The following is a 14,930-nucleotide window of genomic DNA, read 5'->3' on the forward strand; positions in this document are numbered from 1 at the left end:
GGGTCAATTGAATCATAAAAGGTGAATTTGATTTAAATTATTCAAATCTGGGATATCAAAAAACAAAACAGATACTAAAGGATAACATAGAGGCATATAATAGTCTTAGACCACATAATAGTTGTGACAATTTAACCCCGAACCAAGCTCATTTAGAAAAGGGTTTTTTAACCAAGAGATGGAAGAACTATTACAAGATAAAACAACTAAAAAAAGAAGATGTACAGCAATCTTAGGACTACTAAATTACATGTACAGTTATAAGCAGGATTAATAACAATAACTGTACAGCTATACTAGGACGAGACACCTCCATATCTTTTGTGGACTTTGAGTAGACCTTAAGTGGACTTTCAGTGGACCTTGACTAGACACTGCATACTTTATCCATGCCTAATCCTTTCTTTTGACATAAACCACAAAAGGTTTACAGTTTATTTATCTGTTCCATTTCGTATGTTTTAGTCTGATACATTTTCGGATTTTCGGTGGAACTATTTTCCGTTTCATCCTAAAACAAAATTATGGTAGTTTTCAATGCACGATTTTAAATGTAGCAAAAATGGACACTTTTGGTCCATTTTAGTTTTTTTAAAACACTGGAAACAAGCGTCATAATAATTATGGATTTGCACCGGTGCGGGTTTCATTTGAAAAAAGGTCGATTTACCGAAGCCGACCCGAAAGAAACCAACAGCCTACCCACAGAAAAATGTGCTTTGATTCTTCTTTTGACCTTGGTTTTTTCGAAAAACAGTATTAAAAAACACAATAAAGCACCTAACACCTTTAAAAAAAGTTTTGAATTCATTTCAACCTAAAATCAAAATTTACAAACACACTTAAAAAGTAAAAGATGAAAGTATTTTAACCGTATTTGTTAGATGTTTTCTTTGAAGAATAACATAATGTCACAAGCAATAAGAAAAAATCTATAGCTAGTACAGACCTTTCATAAACGAACTCATATTTTCACTTCATTATTCCAATGCCGTTGGAGATGAAAAAACCCCATTAATAAAAATTATAGAAGCCTTTGAAATGATTTTTGATAAAGAACTGAAAGCAGATACCTACAAGCGTTTGTCGAATCAAAAGAAACGAAAAAAAGAATCAACTCCATTTCTAAATAAAATATCATCCATTCTGACAATGGAAACTCAAAAAATCTAAAGACAAATCCTAGTTGAAGTATCAGATTAAAAGCCTGTAGCTCCAAATCAGGTCTTGAATTTAACTTTCTAAACTACGACCATAAAAGGCTTTAAAAACCATTCAAAATCGTTTAAAACTACTAGAAATAGAACTAAACCGATTCTAAAAAAAATGAAATAAACACCAATAAAAAAGCCAACCCTATTCGGATTGGCTTTAAATATATAACTATAAAAAGATTCTAATTATTAAGAGCTTCAGCACCACCAACAATCTCTAAAATCTCATTAGTAATAGCCGCTTGACGCGCCTTATTATAACTCAATTTCAAATCATCTCTAAGTTCTTTAGCATTATCAGTTGCTTTGTGCATTGCAGTCATACGAGCTCCATGCTCAGAAGCAGTTGAATCCAAAACAGCTTTAAAAAGTTGTGTTTTTAAAGACTCAGGAATCAAACTTTCTATAATCTGAATTTTCGAAGGTTCATAGATATAATCAGAAGAAACATTTCCTTCAACTTCCATAGGTAGTAAAGGCAAGAATTGCTCCGTAATCACAATCTGAGTACCCGCATTCTTAAATTGATTATACACCAAATGAACAGCATCAAACTCTCCATCAACAAATGCTTTCATCAATTTATTAGCAATTACAGCAGTAGATTCAAAATTCAAGTGATCGAATAAATCGCTGTCATTTTCTAAAACAGGAAACGATTTTCTCAATGAATCATGTCCCTTTTTTCCAATAGTCAAAAGAGTAACACTTGCATCTTTGAAAACAGTAGTTTTCAACTGATTCACTTGTTTAATTACATTGGCATTAAAAGCACCACAAAGCCCTCTGTTAGAAGAAACAACCACTAACAAAACATTATTAACCTCGCGCTGTTCAGAATAAACACCTGAATTATCTCCTTCAAGAGTAGCGCTGATATTTTGGATTAATTCTGTAAGCTTCTCAGCATAAGGACGCATAGCAGTGATAGAATCTTGCGCCTTTTTTAATTTAGCCGCAGAAACCATCTTCATCGCTGATGTAATTTGCATCGTCGATCCAATCGATGTAATCCTATTACGTATTTCTTTAAGATTTGCCATTTGAAATAGTCTTGTTATTTAGAAAAGAGCAACTGCGAACAGCTGCTCTTTATCAAGTCTAAAATTTAGTATTTTGAAGAAACTTCTTTTGCAACTTTCTCAAGTGTAGCAGTAACTTCATCAGTTAACTTACCAGCCTTAAGAGCGCTTAAAGTATCTTTGTGTTTCATGTTTAAAACATCTAAGTAATCCTTTTCGAATTCCTTAACTTTATTAACAGGAACGTTTCTCAATAAGTTTTTAGAACCAGCATAGATAATAGCTACCTGGTCTTCAACTTTATAAGGGTCGTTAACTGCTTGTTTCAAGATTTCAACATTACGTCTACCTTTCTCAATAACATTTAAAGTAACAGCATCTAAATCAGAACCGAACTTAGCGAAAGCTTCTAATTCACGGAATTGAGCTTGATCTAATTTCAATGTTCCAGAAACCTTTTTCATTGATTTAATCTGAGCATTACCTCCAACACGAGATACAGAAATACCAACGTTAATTGCAGGACGAACCCCAGAGTTAAACAAATCTGATTCCAAGAAAATCTGTCCGTCAGTAATCGAAATTACGTTCGTTGGAATATATGCAGAAACGTCACCAGCTTGAGTTTCGATAATAGGTAAAGCAGTTAAAGAACCACCTCCTTTTACGAAAGGTCTCAAAGATTCTGGTAAATCATTCATGTTTTTTGCAATCTCATCATCACCGATGATTTTAGCAGCACGCTCTAACAATCTAGAGTGAAGGTAGAAAACGTCACCAGGGTAAGCCTCACGTCCTGGAGGTCTACGTAAAATCAATGACATCTCACGGTAAGCAACAGCTTGCTTAGATAAATCATCATAAATGATTAAAGCAGGACGACCAGTATCACGGAAATACTCCCCGATAGCAGCACCAGCCATTGGAGCATAAACTTGCATTGGAGCTGGGTCAGAAGCATTAGCTGCAACGATAACCGTATAGTCCATAGCACCTTTTTCCTCTAAAGTTTTTGCAATCGCAGCAACAGTAGAAGCTTTTTGTCCAATAGCAACATATATACAATAAACTGGTTGACCAGCATCGTAAAATTCTTTTTGATTTAAAATAGTGTCAATACAAACAGTAGTTTTACCAGTTTGACGGTCACCAATAACCAACTCACGTTGACCTCTACCTACAGGAATCATAGCGTCGATAGACTTAATTCCAGTTTGTAATGGTTCAGTTACAGGCTGACGATAGATAACACCAGGAGCTTTTCTCTCCAAAGGCATTTCGAATAAATCACCTCCGATTTCACCTTTACCATCGATTGGATTACCTAAAGTATTCACAACACGACCTACCATTTTTTCTCCTACTTTAAGAGAAGCGATACGTCCTGTTCTTTTTACTGTAGCCCCTTCTGCGACTTCTTTAGATGAACCTAATAAAACAACACCTACATTATCCTCTTCAAGGTTCAAAACCATTGCTTCCAGTCCGCTTTCAAACTGAACTAATTCTCCGTACTCAGCTTTAGATAACCCGTAAACACGTGCTACACCATCCCCTACGCTTAGAACTGTTCCAACTTCCTCTAAAGAAGTTTCAGTATTGAAACCAGATAACTGTTTTTTTAATATTGCTGAAATTTCAGCAGGATTGATTTCTGCCATTTTGTTTTATGTTTATACACGTATTCAACGTGCGGTGATTTTTAATTTGTTAATTCTCTCTTTAAAACTTGCAATTGATGTGCAATAGACGCATTGTATTGTCTATCTCCAATTCGCAAAATAAAACCTCCTAAAATAGATGGGTCTACAACATTTGTTATAACAACAGTCTTTGTAGAAGTTTCTTTAATTTTTGCTAAGATACGCTCTTCTAAAGCTGCATCCATCGGTATTGCAGTAGTAACAACAGCTTTTTCAAGCCCTCTTTGTTCATCGTACATTTCTTGAAATTTAGAAGCAATAGCTCCTAAAATTGCGAATCGTTTATTTTGCATTAACAAATTAAACAATTCTTTCGTCTCTCCAGAAACACTACCAAATATCTCAGAAACAGCACTTAACTTAGTATTACCGTTAATGATTGGATTCAAAAGAAACGTTTTTAATTCTTCGCTTTGAGCTACAGATTGAGAAATAAAGATCATATCATTATTAATCGCATCAGCATTTCCCTTTTCAGTAGAAATCTCAAGCATTGCTTTAGCATAACGTGAAGCTGCTCTTGTGCCTAACATAATGATTGATTTATTAGTTTAATTTAACTTCTTCTAACATTTTCTCAACCAACTTGGTTTGAGCTTCTTTATTCTCTAACTGATCTTTTATCAATTTCTCAGCTATTTCAATAGATAAGCTAGAAACTTGATTTTTAAGCACATTCAATGCCGCTTGTTTCTCTCCTTCAATTGCAGCCTTAGCTTGAGAAATCATTTTCTCTCCTTGAGCTTGAGCTTCCTCTTTAGCCTCAGCAATAAGAGCCTCTTTAATCTCACGAGCTTCTTTAATCATAGCATCGCGCTCAGCACGAGCTTCTTTTAAAAGACGTTCGTTATCTGTTTTTAAATTAGCCATTTCGCGTTTAGCATTTTCTGCTGCAGCTAAAGCATCTGCAATCCCCTCTTCACGAGCTTCTAATGCATTGACAATTGGTTTCCATGCGAATTTCCCAAGTACAAATATCAATACTACTAGAATAATGAATTGCCAGAAAAATAATCCAAAACTAAAATCGTTAATTAACTTTTCCATTTAAATCTAAAATTATACTATTTTATTTCTTTTACCTTTTGTTTGTTTAATTAAAACAGTACCTGTAACCAACCGTCACAGATACTGTTTTTTTCTTTTCTTGGATTAGTTCTTTCCTAAGATTAAAGCACCGAATGCTAAACCTTCCAATAATGCACCAATAATAATCATGGCAGTTTGGATTTTTCCAGCTGCTTCTGGTTGACGAGCAATAGCGTCCATTGCAGAAGAACCGATTTTTCCTAATCCTAAACCAGCACCGATAACGATTAAACCAGCTCCAATAATTGTTGGGATTTCCATAATAAATGATTTATATAATAATTAAACAAAGTTTCAAATTAATTCAAATAATCTCCTAGTGCTCTTCGTGCTCCTGAACTGCCATCCCGATAAACAACGAAGACAACATTGTAAAGATAAACGCTTGTAGGAAGGCAATCAACACCTCTAATACAACTAAAAACGTACTCAAAACAAAAGAGATTCCAACACTACCTCCAACTCCTAAAGATTGTTGATACAAAAACGCTACAGCAATTAACCCCATAACAACAGAGTGACCAGCAGTAATGTTTGCAAACAAACGAACCATTAAAGAGAAAGGCTTAATAATAGCACCTAAAATTTCAATAGGAGCTAAAAATATTTTCATAGGCCATGGAATACCAGGCATCCAAAAAATATGCAACCAGTGATCCTTATTTCCATTAAACTGTGTGATGAAAAACGTAAATATCGCCAAACACGCAGTAACAGAAATACTACCAGTTACGTTAAATCCAAGAGGAGTTAATCCCAAAAGATTCAATAAGAAAATCAAGAAAAATACAGTTAATAAATACGGCATAAACTTGCGGTATTTTTTAACTCCAATGTTTGGAATTGCCATTTCATCACGAACATATAAAACCAATGGCTCTAATACACGAGCGAAACCTTTAGGCAAATTATTCGGACCGTTTTTATACGTTCTCGCTAAACCTAAAAACATCACAAACAATAAGATTGTAGTAAAAAACAAAGAAGCTACATTTTTCGTAATAGAAAAATCTAGAGGTTTTTCATTTGATGGGTGCCCCTTCTCATCATAAGAGATAGTTCCTTCCGCATCTGTTTTATAAATTTTACTGTGGTACAAACGATATGTTTGACCGTCTTTTTCAACCAACTTATTCCCATGGTCAAATTCCGAAGACATAAAAACCTTCAATCCATTATCAATTAAGATAACTGGAAGTGAAAATCCATACTTTTTACCCTCAGCCTCATCAGCAAAGAAAATAAACGAATAATCATCTTTCAAGTGATGATCGATAAATTCTGCAACCTTGTCAGCTTGAGTCTTCTCAACCGCAACATGTTCTTCTTCTATAGCTACTGCATCCGTTTTTGACGTTACATCTACAGCTGTTTCAACCGATTGTTGAGCAAACGAAAATACTGGTGTTATCGCAAAAAGGATAACCGCTAATAAATTCAGTGATTTCTTCAGAGTCACCATACCTTTACCTATTGAATATTTATGGTTCTTAAAATTTTGTGCAAAACTACAATATATAATTTACTCCTGCACCCTAATTACAAACTTTTTTTATTTGAACGTACATCAATCTAAGTTATTTATTTAAAACACGATACGCCATAAAAGCGTCAGTCAATAAAAAAATCATGAAAGATGCAAAAAAATTATACTTCAAAAAATCCCCTGAAGCACTGACCCCCATATATCTATCAATGAGCAAATAACTAGCTATTCCCCTCACAGCAATCAATCCCAGAAAAACATATCCAACATTTTGAGGCATCGAAAATTGAATTCCAATTAAAGCAACATAAATCAAACAAGTTAAAACAAAGCCAAAAGCATAGATGCCAAACAAGGAGATTCCCATACTTTCCCAGTTACTATAAATCCCAAGAATTACAGACAACCCCAAATGCAAAGCAAAAAACAACACTAAAATTAAAACTACCTGAAGCCCTAACTTCAAGTTAAACCTATCCATCATTTATATAAAACTTTAAAATTATTCAATTATACTATTCTCAAAAAAACAACTTCAAACAAGCCTACACAGCCCACCTAACAACCTCTATTATTCAACAGACCCAGGAAGTCCAGTCATGGAACAAACGGCTTTAAAAACAGCCCCTGGCTCAACAGACAGCTTGCCCACCGTCACTTCTCCTTCAATAATTGCAGTAGCCTTAACAACCAATACCTCCTGCACAACAACATTCCCTTTTATAGTTCCCTCAACATCAGCATTAACACAACTAACATCTCCTTCAACAACTCCCTTTGGCCCGATAACCAAACGCCCAACTACATTTAAATCTCCCTTTAAAAAACCATCTAAACGAATATCTGCTTGAGTTTCAATTGTTCCGGTTATTTTGGTCCCCTCAACAATCCTATTTGTCCTACCTAATAAATCGGTATAAATTTTTTCGTTCTTCTTAAACATAATTACTCTTTTTCAACTTGTAGGAATACATCCCATATCTTTTTAATTTGAACAACCGCATAGTTATCTGAACTGATATAAAAAGCCTCTCTATCAATACCATAGTCAGGAGAAATTCTCAAAAACGAAACTACAGACTCTGCATTTGCCTTGCTATTCATTCCATGAAGCACAAAAAACACAGTATCGGCATTGTAATAATCCTTAGAGAATTTAACCCCATAAGACTGCCTGTCCATCGCATATAACTTCAACTTGCTTTCCAAAAGAGCCATCTTATCTAAATCAGATACATTGACAGCATATATAATTTTCCAATTAGTCGTCTTCACATCATCCTTCACAAGTTCTTTTTCCGCCAAACTAGGTACATCCTGACTTAATATGCGTTCTGCCTCTTTTCCTTCTGATGTAGAAGCATAAGTCAATCCAACATAATTAAGAGAAGTCTTATAAGCTTCCAACCCTTCAAGTCTTCCAACAACCAATGCTTTCAACAACTCTAGCTTACTCAAATAATCATCTCCGCTAAACTGCTCAATTGCACTGTTCAATTGCTGTAATACCTCCAAGTATTCACCTGATTCATATTCCCTTTTCAACCTAACATACACCTCTTCAGATGTTTCTGCAAAAGTTTGCTCCCCAAGCTTATTCTGCAATAAAAGAGCATAACGAGAATCAGGATATTCTGAAATAATACGCGCCTTAACTAGACCCGCTTTATTTTCATCTATACTGCTATAGATTTTATACAATTTGTAAAGAGCTGGCAACACCAAGCGCTCTTCTGGTTCAAAAAGCAACAATGCCTCCAATTTATCTGCTCCCATTTCAAACTCCGCAAACTTCTCACTGTAAATTGATCCCAACTGGAAATAAGCAAAATCACGATCCTTTTTTATAGAAGCAATCTCCTCCAAATCAGTCGGAACTTCTTTTAAATATGTTTCTATATTGTATCTAGGATCATCGAATTTCTCAGAAGTTGCACTATCTGCAACCACATCTAAGTCTTCTTCAACATCTGCATTCGCCGTTCCCATACTACTTCCCCATCTCCAATTATCAGCTAATGCACGATTACCCCAACGTTTCTTAAAATCGAGCTTCCCATAAGAAACAGCATTCTGAGAATAAAAGTAAAAACCTGTTTTTCCTTGTCCAGCACCACCAGACGACTGCATACTCTTCTCAATAGCCGACCCGAAATCTGGCATATTAAAAACATTATTAGCCCCAGAATCACCTCCTAACTCTGAATTTAATTTCCTAAAATCTTGCTTGCGAAGCTCATCTGCATACTTTTGAAAATACTCCCTTCTATCACTGTCGGAAAGATTTACTATATAAAGAATACTGTCATTCTCTTTTGCCATCTTTTCAAACAAAACCACATCGTGTAAACTCTCCCTCTTCTTCGCTATCTTATAAGCCTCCCTACTTCTAGTTGGCAAAATAGAAATCGCACTATCGTAATAATTCCCAGCTAATTCATAACTAGCCGTATTGAAATAAATCTCACCTATGTCTAAGTAATTACGAGCCTTTAATTGCTCGTCTCCTTTACTTTGTTTAACAGACTCTTTAAAATAATCTATAGATCGCTTATAATTGGTTTTACTGGAATAATACAGCCCCAATTGACGATTGATCAAATCCAAGTAAGGTCTATTCTCCCTGTCTTCCAACAAATCTGAATATTTATCTAAAAAAGCTACAGAGTCTATTTCCCCTTCTGCCCTATTGACAAACTGTTGTGCATGTGATTGAATCGTATACTGTCGCGGAGACTTTCTCTTCATATCGATCACTTCCTGAAAAAGAGAATACGCACTTGTTTTGTCATTCAAACTACTAGCTATCTGACCTAAAATGAAAGTATATCGAGCGCGCTCTTCTTTTAGAGAAGTCAAATCGCGAGCTTCTTTTAAAGGCACTGCCGCACTATCTAGATGTTCCAAATTAATATAAGCCTGAGCCAAAGTAGCTAAAGCATCGACCTTCACTTGATCTTTTAAACGTTCTTCCTTAAGAAGCTCCTTTAAATTCTCAATCGCCAATTCGTCATAACTCAATCTCAAATTGGTTTTCTCCCTCCAAACTCGAGCCTCATTGATATTGCCGCTTCCAGGATATTTATATAAGATATAATTAAACGCTTCAAGCGCAGGAATAAATCGATTGTCATAATACCTTGATTTTCCCAACATCAAATAAGCTTCATCCATTTGTGGGTTCTTCTCACGCCCACCCATATACATGGAGTGTTTCTGAATAGCCTTAGTCGCTTTCTCCTCCGCTAACTGAAAATCGGGATCTTTGGGTTCATTAGTTTCTGTCAAACGCTCTTCAACTTGCATTCGCTCGATAGGTAGAATACTCCAAAAATTATCATAGTAATTCGATCGCAAGTTTGTCAACCCCTGCTCAAAAGCCAAATTCCCATTATACAAAACATTGTACTTGGTAGTTGTGGAGTGGTAACCACGGTTGACCATAGAGTCCTTTTTAGTAGAACAAGCCCAAACAAATAGACTTGCTAATAGAATCGAAAAAAGTTTGACGTATGTTGTTTTCAATTTCAATAGTTTATGTAAAAACTTATAAATGACATTTTTAGTATTAACTAGAATGTAAAAATACATCACTTTTCTAATATCTCCACTTTTTTAAAAAATAAAAGCCCGCACAACACGATAAGCTATACGGACGTTTACTACTAACTAATCAATTTATAATCAATTTTGCAAAGCAAAAGATGATTCAATTCTCTTATAAATACTTGCTCATTAGTAGCATTTATCACAGAATGTTACAACGAATCTTATTATTTTTTAAATAATTAATCTCACCTACCATTTTCCTACACCCAATCCATCTAATGCACTCCAAAAAACCAAAGCATTGACTCAACTTGAACTGGGTTTTAAATTACCCAATTACTACCTATATTTGTAAAAACATTTTCAAAAATCCTTTTATGAGAAAAGACATAGAAATACCAACAGTAGAAGGCGTTGACATAGCAGCCGTGTTGGAGTGGAACGAAGAATTTATGCAAAATACTTGGTATGCATATCTTTTCAACAATACAGATAAAGACATGGAAGCTATCTTGATTGTATCACAAGCTTCTGGAATCATAGACGGTGAAGAAAGAGCGACAGGTTCTTTCAGACATGCCTTCCCAAAATTAGCACCTAAGGAATCTCAAAAAATAGAATTATTCGATGAAGCTGTTTTTCAACTAAACAATCATTTTTTCTTGACGTTCTTCACGGATGCAAAACTACACGATAAAGCCTTCACATTCCCTGCTAACAGCGTATCTGAAGACAAACTAATAGAACTAGAAAACTCTGACAAAAAAGGAGTATTAGCACTATAGCATATATTTACAGCTATCCCATTTGCAACAAAAGCAGACTATATCTCCTTTTGTTGCAAAGTCTTTAGGGATGCCCCATATACTATTTATCACTCATCTTCTCAATAGCGCTTTTCAGACTACTGACAGCATCCTCTAACTCCTTTTCATTCATAGAAGCAAAACCAAACCGGAAAGCATTCTGTTCCTCATCAATCCTTAAAATTTCTAGAGAAGAACTCTGAATTAGATTGCAAATTGAATATTGAGGCAATAACTTAATCCATATTGTCATTCCTCCAGAGGGTAATCTATAACTTATATAATCACTCAATTTCTCTTTCAACAATGTATCGAGAAAATCTCTTCTTTGATGATACGTTTTTTTTGCCTTTTTCAAATGACGCTTTAACTCTCCATCCACAATCAAAGTAGCCAATGCATTTTGCATATATCCATCACCCCCTACATCAATAAGCCTTCTCAAAGAAACCGCTTGTGCAATAAAATTTGAAGGCGCTACCATAAAACCAATACGCAAAGAAGGATCTAACATCTTGGAAAAAGAACCGATATAAATAACTGACCCATTGTGATTACTGCTAGCTAAAGGTAAATATGGCGAAGAAGCATAATGATAATCGTAATCATAATCATCCTCAATAATAGTAAAAGAATACTGTTTTGAAAGCGCTAATAGCTTAATTCTTCGTTCCACACTTAAGGTTACAGTAGTAGGGTAATGATGATGGGGAATTACGTAAACAGCAGTGATTTTCTTTTCCCTACATAAAATTTCAATGGCGTCGGTATCTATACCGTAATCATCGACAGAAACCTCTAAAACAGTAGCGTTCGCCTCTTTAAAAGTACTGTTTGCAATAGGATAATTCGGTTTAGCAACAATGATATTAGATCTGGAATCCAACACTAATTTCGATGCCAAATAGATGCTCATTTGAGCTCCATGAGTAATAAGAAGATTACTCGCAGATATTTGCAAGCCCCTAGTTTCATATAGGTAATTTGCCAGTGATTCCCTCAATCTTAAAGTACCTTGATCTGTACCCACATGAGCATTTCTAATCGACTGGTTTCTCGATGTATTTGATCGATACATTTTGAGTAACTGATCAATAGGAGACAAACGAACATCGGGTCGTCCATCATCAATAACTAAATCTGGAACGCGTTTACCCTCGCAAATCTCTACATTCTTTTGAACACTCTTTATTGGATAAAGGAAATCATTCTCATATGAATTCAACACAGCTTGTCCATTCCACTTTTGAGGTTTCAATATGGGAATGCGATCTGATACAGAAACGTGTTTTCTAGGGACGACAACAATCCAGTCTTGTGACTGCAACTCATCATAAGCTGCAATTACCGTTTTTCTATGAACATTAAGCATTTTAGCCAACTCACGACTACCAGGTAAATGTGTGCCCGACTTCAGAACCCCATCTTGTATAGCAGCTATAATAGAGAAAGCAATCTGTTTATAAATAGGAAGCTTAAGCCCTTTATCAAGTCGAATAATTGTTTCATATGGAAGCATACTGGACTACATATTAATTAAAATCTGGGTTGTAAAAGTAGTCCTATTTCAAAATACTTTTGACTTATAAAACAAAATATTTAAAAGCAATGGAATACAAAATTAGAAAAGCGAGTTTAGAAGATTTAAACGAAACAGCTGAATTATTCAATCAATATCGAATATTCTACCGCCAAGAATCCGATATAGAAAAAGGAAAATCTTTTATTAAAGAAAGACTGCTGAACGGAGAATCTGATATATTTTTAGTTCTAGTTAATAATAAAGCAGTAGGCTTTGTTCAACTCTATAAACTTTTTCATTACACCAAACTGCAAAAGCAATGGTTGTTGAGTGATTTATTTGTTTTGCCAGAGTATAGAGGTAATGGATTATCCTTAGCTTTGATTGAACGCAGCAAACGTTGGTGCGAAGAAACTGGGGCTTGTGGACTGATGCTAGAAACCGAGAAAACAAACGACATAGGAAATAAACTTTATCCTAGATGCGGATTTGAATATGACGGTGCCCACAACTATTATCATTGGTGGAAATAAAAAACACTAACTGTAAGCCCTAGCTATTTACCGATTCAAAAAGCATTTAGCAACGGGATTTAATTCCTCAAAAATTGATGTGCTATGGAAAATGAAATTATAAAAAACCTCAATCATGTACTCAAGAGAATAGAAACAGCTTGCGTACACAGCAATAGACCCCTTAGTGATGTAAAATTATTATTGGCAACCAAAACAGTTCCTGCCGAACGCATTAAAATAGCTTTATCAACAGGTCAAACCCTTATAGCAGAAAACAAGGTTCAAGAATTGAAGGAAAAATACGAAGCACTAAAAACAACTCCTCATATTAATCACTTTATTGGACACTTACAGACCAACAAAATTAAAGACATTCTAAAATATGATGTATCCTGTATTCAATCACTCGACCGAATAGAACTAGCTACGAAACTACATCAACGATTGCAGTTGGAAAACAAAACCTTAGAGGTATTAATCCAAGTGAATACGTCTAATGAAGAAAGCAAGTTTGGAGTACACCCAGAAAAAGCGCTAGAATTGGTTAAACAGGTAGCCCAACTAGATACTTTAAAAATAAAAGGATTAATGACTATAGGCTTGTTTAGCGCTGAAACAGAAAAAGTACGTGCTTGTTTTCGTTTATTGAAAAACACACAACAACAAATTAATGCACTACATCTCTCCAATGTAGAGATGAAAGAACTGTCAATGGGGATGAGCAATGATTTAGAAACCGCTATTGAGGAAGGTTCTACCATCATTAGAATCGGTACCGCTATTTTTGGACAACGCATTTATCCCGATAGCTACTATTGGGATGAAACAAAAAAATAACTAAATGTTTACTCTATAGAAAAGCCCCCATTTCAATAGAAATGGGGGCTTGATATTCAAAGCTCTATTAAAGAGAAGAACTATATATTGTTTTATACTCTAAAACTAAGTAGGATTCTTTGGAGAAAATAGTATTGAAGCAACTACTGAAAGCAATAGAACTCCACCTATAACTGATAACGACACTACTGATTCAATGTGTACAAATGGAGATATAATCATCTTAATACCAATAAATGATAAAATGATAGCTAATCCATATTTCAACTTTGAGAATTTATCCATAAAATTCGCCAATAAGAAATACATAGAACGAAGTCCTAATATTGCAAAAATGTTAGATGTATATAAAATAAAAGGGTCATCTGGAGCTATAGCAAAAATAGCAGGAATACTGTCTACTGCGAATAGTAAATCTGTAAACTCAATTACCACTAAAGCTACAAATAATGGAGTTACCATTCTAACGCCATTCTTAACCGTAAAAAACTTATCCCCATCATATTCGTTACTCACTTTAAAGAAGCGGTGAACTAAACGAACAGCAAAGTTCTTAGACATATCTTGTTCCTCTTCACTATCGTGTTTGTGAAACCAAGATTTAATCCCTGAATACAATAAGAATACACCAAAAAACGTAAGAACCACATTGATTTCAATGTTCTGTCCAAACACTTCCATCGCAGGCAAATAAGTGTGATTAATCAATTCAACCCCTGCAAAAATAAAGATTGCTCTGAAAACCAACGCTCCAATAATCCCCCAAAACAATACACGATGATGCAATTCTTTAGGTACCTGAAAAAAGGTAAAAACCAAAATGAAAACAAAGAGGTTGTCGACAGACAGCGCTTTTTCTATCCAATAGGCGGATTGAAACCTAGCAAAGTTTTCAAAATCGAGGTAATAATAGATTACGCCACTGAACACCATAGATAACCCAACCCAAACAACTGTCCAGATTAAAGCTTCTTTAGTTGAAACAACATGGCTATTCTTATTAAATACTCCCAAATCTAGAAGTAACATTATAAGAACTGCAATTCCGAAAACGATTAAGATTCCGGGATGATTAATTAAATGGTCCATTTTTATATTTTTTTAAAGTGCCAAAAATAAAGTATAAAAACTCCTCCAAGGGAATGCCTATAACAAACTATAAAACAACATTTTATAATGATATTTAA

At 34.8% G+C, this 14,930-nt stretch carries 15 protein-coding genes; 4 read left to right on the forward strand and 11 right to left on the reverse strand.

Features of this window, described 5'->3' with window-relative positions:
* Positions 1-966: 966 nt before the first annotated feature.
* On the forward strand, positions 967-1,173 hold the full coding sequence (locus tag BM024_RS13915; protein WP_394333275.1) for an RteC domain-containing protein: 207 nt from the start codon (positions 967-969) through the stop codon (positions 1,171-1,173).
* Between the two features lie 223 nt (positions 1,174-1,396).
* Here the strand turns inward: BM024_RS13915 and atpG are convergent, their stop codons facing one another.
* The 9 genes from atpG to porW form a co-directional block, all read right to left on the reverse strand.
* Positions 1,397-2,257 (reverse strand): ATP synthase F1 subunit gamma, encoded by an 861-nt coding sequence (gene atpG / locus BM024_RS07840; protein WP_090678988.1) that lies wholly within the window; start codon positions 2,255-2,257, stop codon positions 1,397-1,399.
* A gap of 65 nt (positions 2,258-2,322) precedes the next feature.
* On the reverse strand, positions 2,323-3,897 hold the full coding sequence (atpA, locus tag BM024_RS07845; RefSeq protein ID WP_090678990.1) for a F0F1 ATP synthase subunit alpha: 1,575 nt from the start codon (positions 3,895-3,897) through the stop codon (positions 2,323-2,325).
* A gap of 41 nt (positions 3,898-3,938) precedes the next feature.
* Positions 3,939-4,472: an ATP synthase F1 subunit delta gene (atpH, locus tag BM024_RS07850; RefSeq protein WP_090678992.1), complete on the reverse strand. Its 534-nt coding sequence runs from the start codon at positions 4,470-4,472 to the stop codon at positions 3,939-3,941.
* Positions 4,473-4,485: 13 nt separating this feature from the next.
* Positions 4,486-4,986, reverse strand: a complete 501-nt coding sequence (locus BM024_RS07855; protein WP_090678994.1) for a F0F1 ATP synthase subunit B — start codon at positions 4,984-4,986, stop codon at positions 4,486-4,488.
* 105 nt (positions 4,987-5,091) lie between these two features.
* Positions 5,092-5,289: an ATP synthase F0 subunit C gene (locus BM024_RS07860; protein WP_090678996.1), complete on the reverse strand. Its 198-nt coding sequence runs from the start codon at positions 5,287-5,289 to the stop codon at positions 5,092-5,094.
* 55 nt (positions 5,290-5,344) lie between these two features.
* Positions 5,345-6,490, reverse strand: coding sequence for a F0F1 ATP synthase subunit A (atpB, locus tag BM024_RS07865; RefSeq protein ID WP_090678997.1), 1,146 nt, complete (start codon positions 6,488-6,490; stop codon positions 5,345-5,347).
* 115 nt (positions 6,491-6,605) lie between these two features.
* Positions 6,606-6,998 carry a hypothetical protein gene (locus BM024_RS07870; protein ID WP_090678999.1) on the reverse strand — a complete coding sequence of 131 codons (393 nt, stop codon included), beginning with the start codon at positions 6,996-6,998 and terminating at the stop codon, positions 6,606-6,608.
* Between the two features lie 87 nt (positions 6,999-7,085).
* Positions 7,086-7,457, reverse strand: coding sequence for a bactofilin family protein (locus BM024_RS07875; RefSeq protein WP_090679001.1), 372 nt, complete (start codon positions 7,455-7,457; stop codon positions 7,086-7,088).
* Positions 7,458-7,459: 2 nt separating this feature from the next.
* Complete coding sequence (gene porW / locus BM024_RS07880) at positions 7,460-10,039, reverse strand: type IX secretion system periplasmic lipoprotein PorW/SprE (RefSeq protein ID WP_090679222.1); 2,580 nt, start codon at positions 10,037-10,039, stop codon at positions 7,460-7,462.
* Between the two features lie 401 nt (positions 10,040-10,440).
* Here porW and BM024_RS07885 point away from each other — a divergent pair, with 401 nt between their 5' ends.
* Entirely contained in the window at positions 10,441-10,848 is a 408-nt protein-coding gene (locus BM024_RS07885) for a hypothetical protein (RefSeq protein WP_090679003.1), read from the forward strand.
* A gap of 82 nt (positions 10,849-10,930) precedes the next feature.
* Here the strand turns inward: BM024_RS07885 and pdxR are convergent, their stop codons facing one another.
* Positions 10,931-12,388 carry a MocR-like pyridoxine biosynthesis transcription factor PdxR gene (gene pdxR / locus BM024_RS07890; RefSeq protein WP_090679005.1) on the reverse strand — a complete coding sequence of 486 codons (1,458 nt, stop codon included), beginning with the start codon at positions 12,386-12,388 and terminating at the stop codon, positions 10,931-10,933.
* A gap of 89 nt (positions 12,389-12,477) precedes the next feature.
* Here pdxR and BM024_RS07895 point away from each other — a divergent pair, with 89 nt between their 5' ends.
* Positions 12,478-12,924, forward strand: coding sequence for a GNAT family N-acetyltransferase (locus BM024_RS07895; RefSeq protein WP_090679007.1), 447 nt, complete (start codon positions 12,478-12,480; stop codon positions 12,922-12,924).
* A gap of 84 nt (positions 12,925-13,008) precedes the next feature.
* Positions 13,009-13,743: a YggS family pyridoxal phosphate-dependent enzyme gene (locus BM024_RS07900; protein WP_090679009.1), complete on the forward strand. Its 735-nt coding sequence runs from the start codon at positions 13,009-13,011 to the stop codon at positions 13,741-13,743.
* 105 nt (positions 13,744-13,848) lie between these two features.
* On the opposite strand, the gene BM024_RS07905 is transcribed toward BM024_RS07900, so the two are convergent.
* The gene (locus BM024_RS07905; RefSeq protein ID WP_090679011.1) at positions 13,849-14,832 is read right to left on the reverse strand and encodes a TerC family protein; all 984 of its coding nucleotides are present in this window, start codon (positions 14,830-14,832) and stop codon (positions 13,849-13,851) included.
* Between the last annotated feature and the right edge of the window lie 98 nt (positions 14,833-14,930).

This window comes from Myroides guanonis, from assembly GCF_900114085.1.
Lineage (GTDB): Bacteria > Bacteroidota > Bacteroidia > Flavobacteriales > Flavobacteriaceae > Flavobacterium > Flavobacterium guanonis.

What these genes read in the sequence shown, in the direction of transcription:
- BM024_RS07870 (WP_090678999.1), bottom strand. Translation starts at nt 6,998, where the DNA reads ATGATGGATAGGTTTAACTTGAAGTTAGGGCTTCAGGTAGTTTTAATT.
- BM024_RS07855 (WP_090678994.1), bottom strand. Translation starts at nt 4,986, where the DNA reads ATGGAAAAGTTAATTAACGATTTTAGTTTTGGATTATTTTTCTGGCAA.
- BM024_RS07905 (WP_090679011.1), bottom strand. Translation starts at nt 14,832, where the DNA reads ATGGACCATTTAATTAATCATCCCGGAATCTTAATCGTTTTCGGAATT.
- BM024_RS07860 (WP_090678996.1), bottom strand. Translation starts at nt 5,289, where the DNA reads ATGGAAATCCCAACAATTATTGGAGCTGGTTTAATCGTTATCGGTGCT.
- atpG (WP_090678988.1), bottom strand. Translation starts at nt 2,257, where the DNA reads ATGGCAAATCTTAAAGAAATACGTAATAGGATTACATCGATTGGATCG.
- atpH (WP_090678992.1), bottom strand. Translation starts at nt 4,472, where the DNA reads ATGTTAGGCACAAGAGCAGCTTCACGTTATGCTAAAGCAATGCTTGAG.
- BM024_RS07895 (WP_090679007.1), top strand. Translation starts at nt 12,478, where the DNA reads ATGGAATACAAAATTAGAAAAGCGAGTTTAGAAGATTTAAACGAAACA.
- atpA (WP_090678990.1), bottom strand. Translation starts at nt 3,897, where the DNA reads ATGGCAGAAATCAATCCTGCTGAAATTTCAGCAATATTAAAAAAACAG.
- BM024_RS07885 (WP_090679003.1), top strand. Translation starts at nt 10,441, where the DNA reads ATGAGAAAAGACATAGAAATACCAACAGTAGAAGGCGTTGACATAGCA.
- BM024_RS07900 (WP_090679009.1), top strand. Translation starts at nt 13,009, where the DNA reads ATGGAAAATGAAATTATAAAAAACCTCAATCATGTACTCAAGAGAATA.
- pdxR (WP_090679005.1), bottom strand. Translation starts at nt 12,388, where the DNA reads ATGCTTCCATATGAAACAATTATTCGACTTGATAAAGGGCTTAAGCTT.
- atpB (WP_090678997.1), bottom strand. Translation starts at nt 6,490, where the DNA reads ATGGTGACTCTGAAGAAATCACTGAATTTATTAGCGGTTATCCTTTTT.
- BM024_RS07875 (WP_090679001.1), bottom strand. Translation starts at nt 7,457, where the DNA reads ATGTTTAAGAAGAACGAAAAAATTTATACCGATTTATTAGGTAGGACA.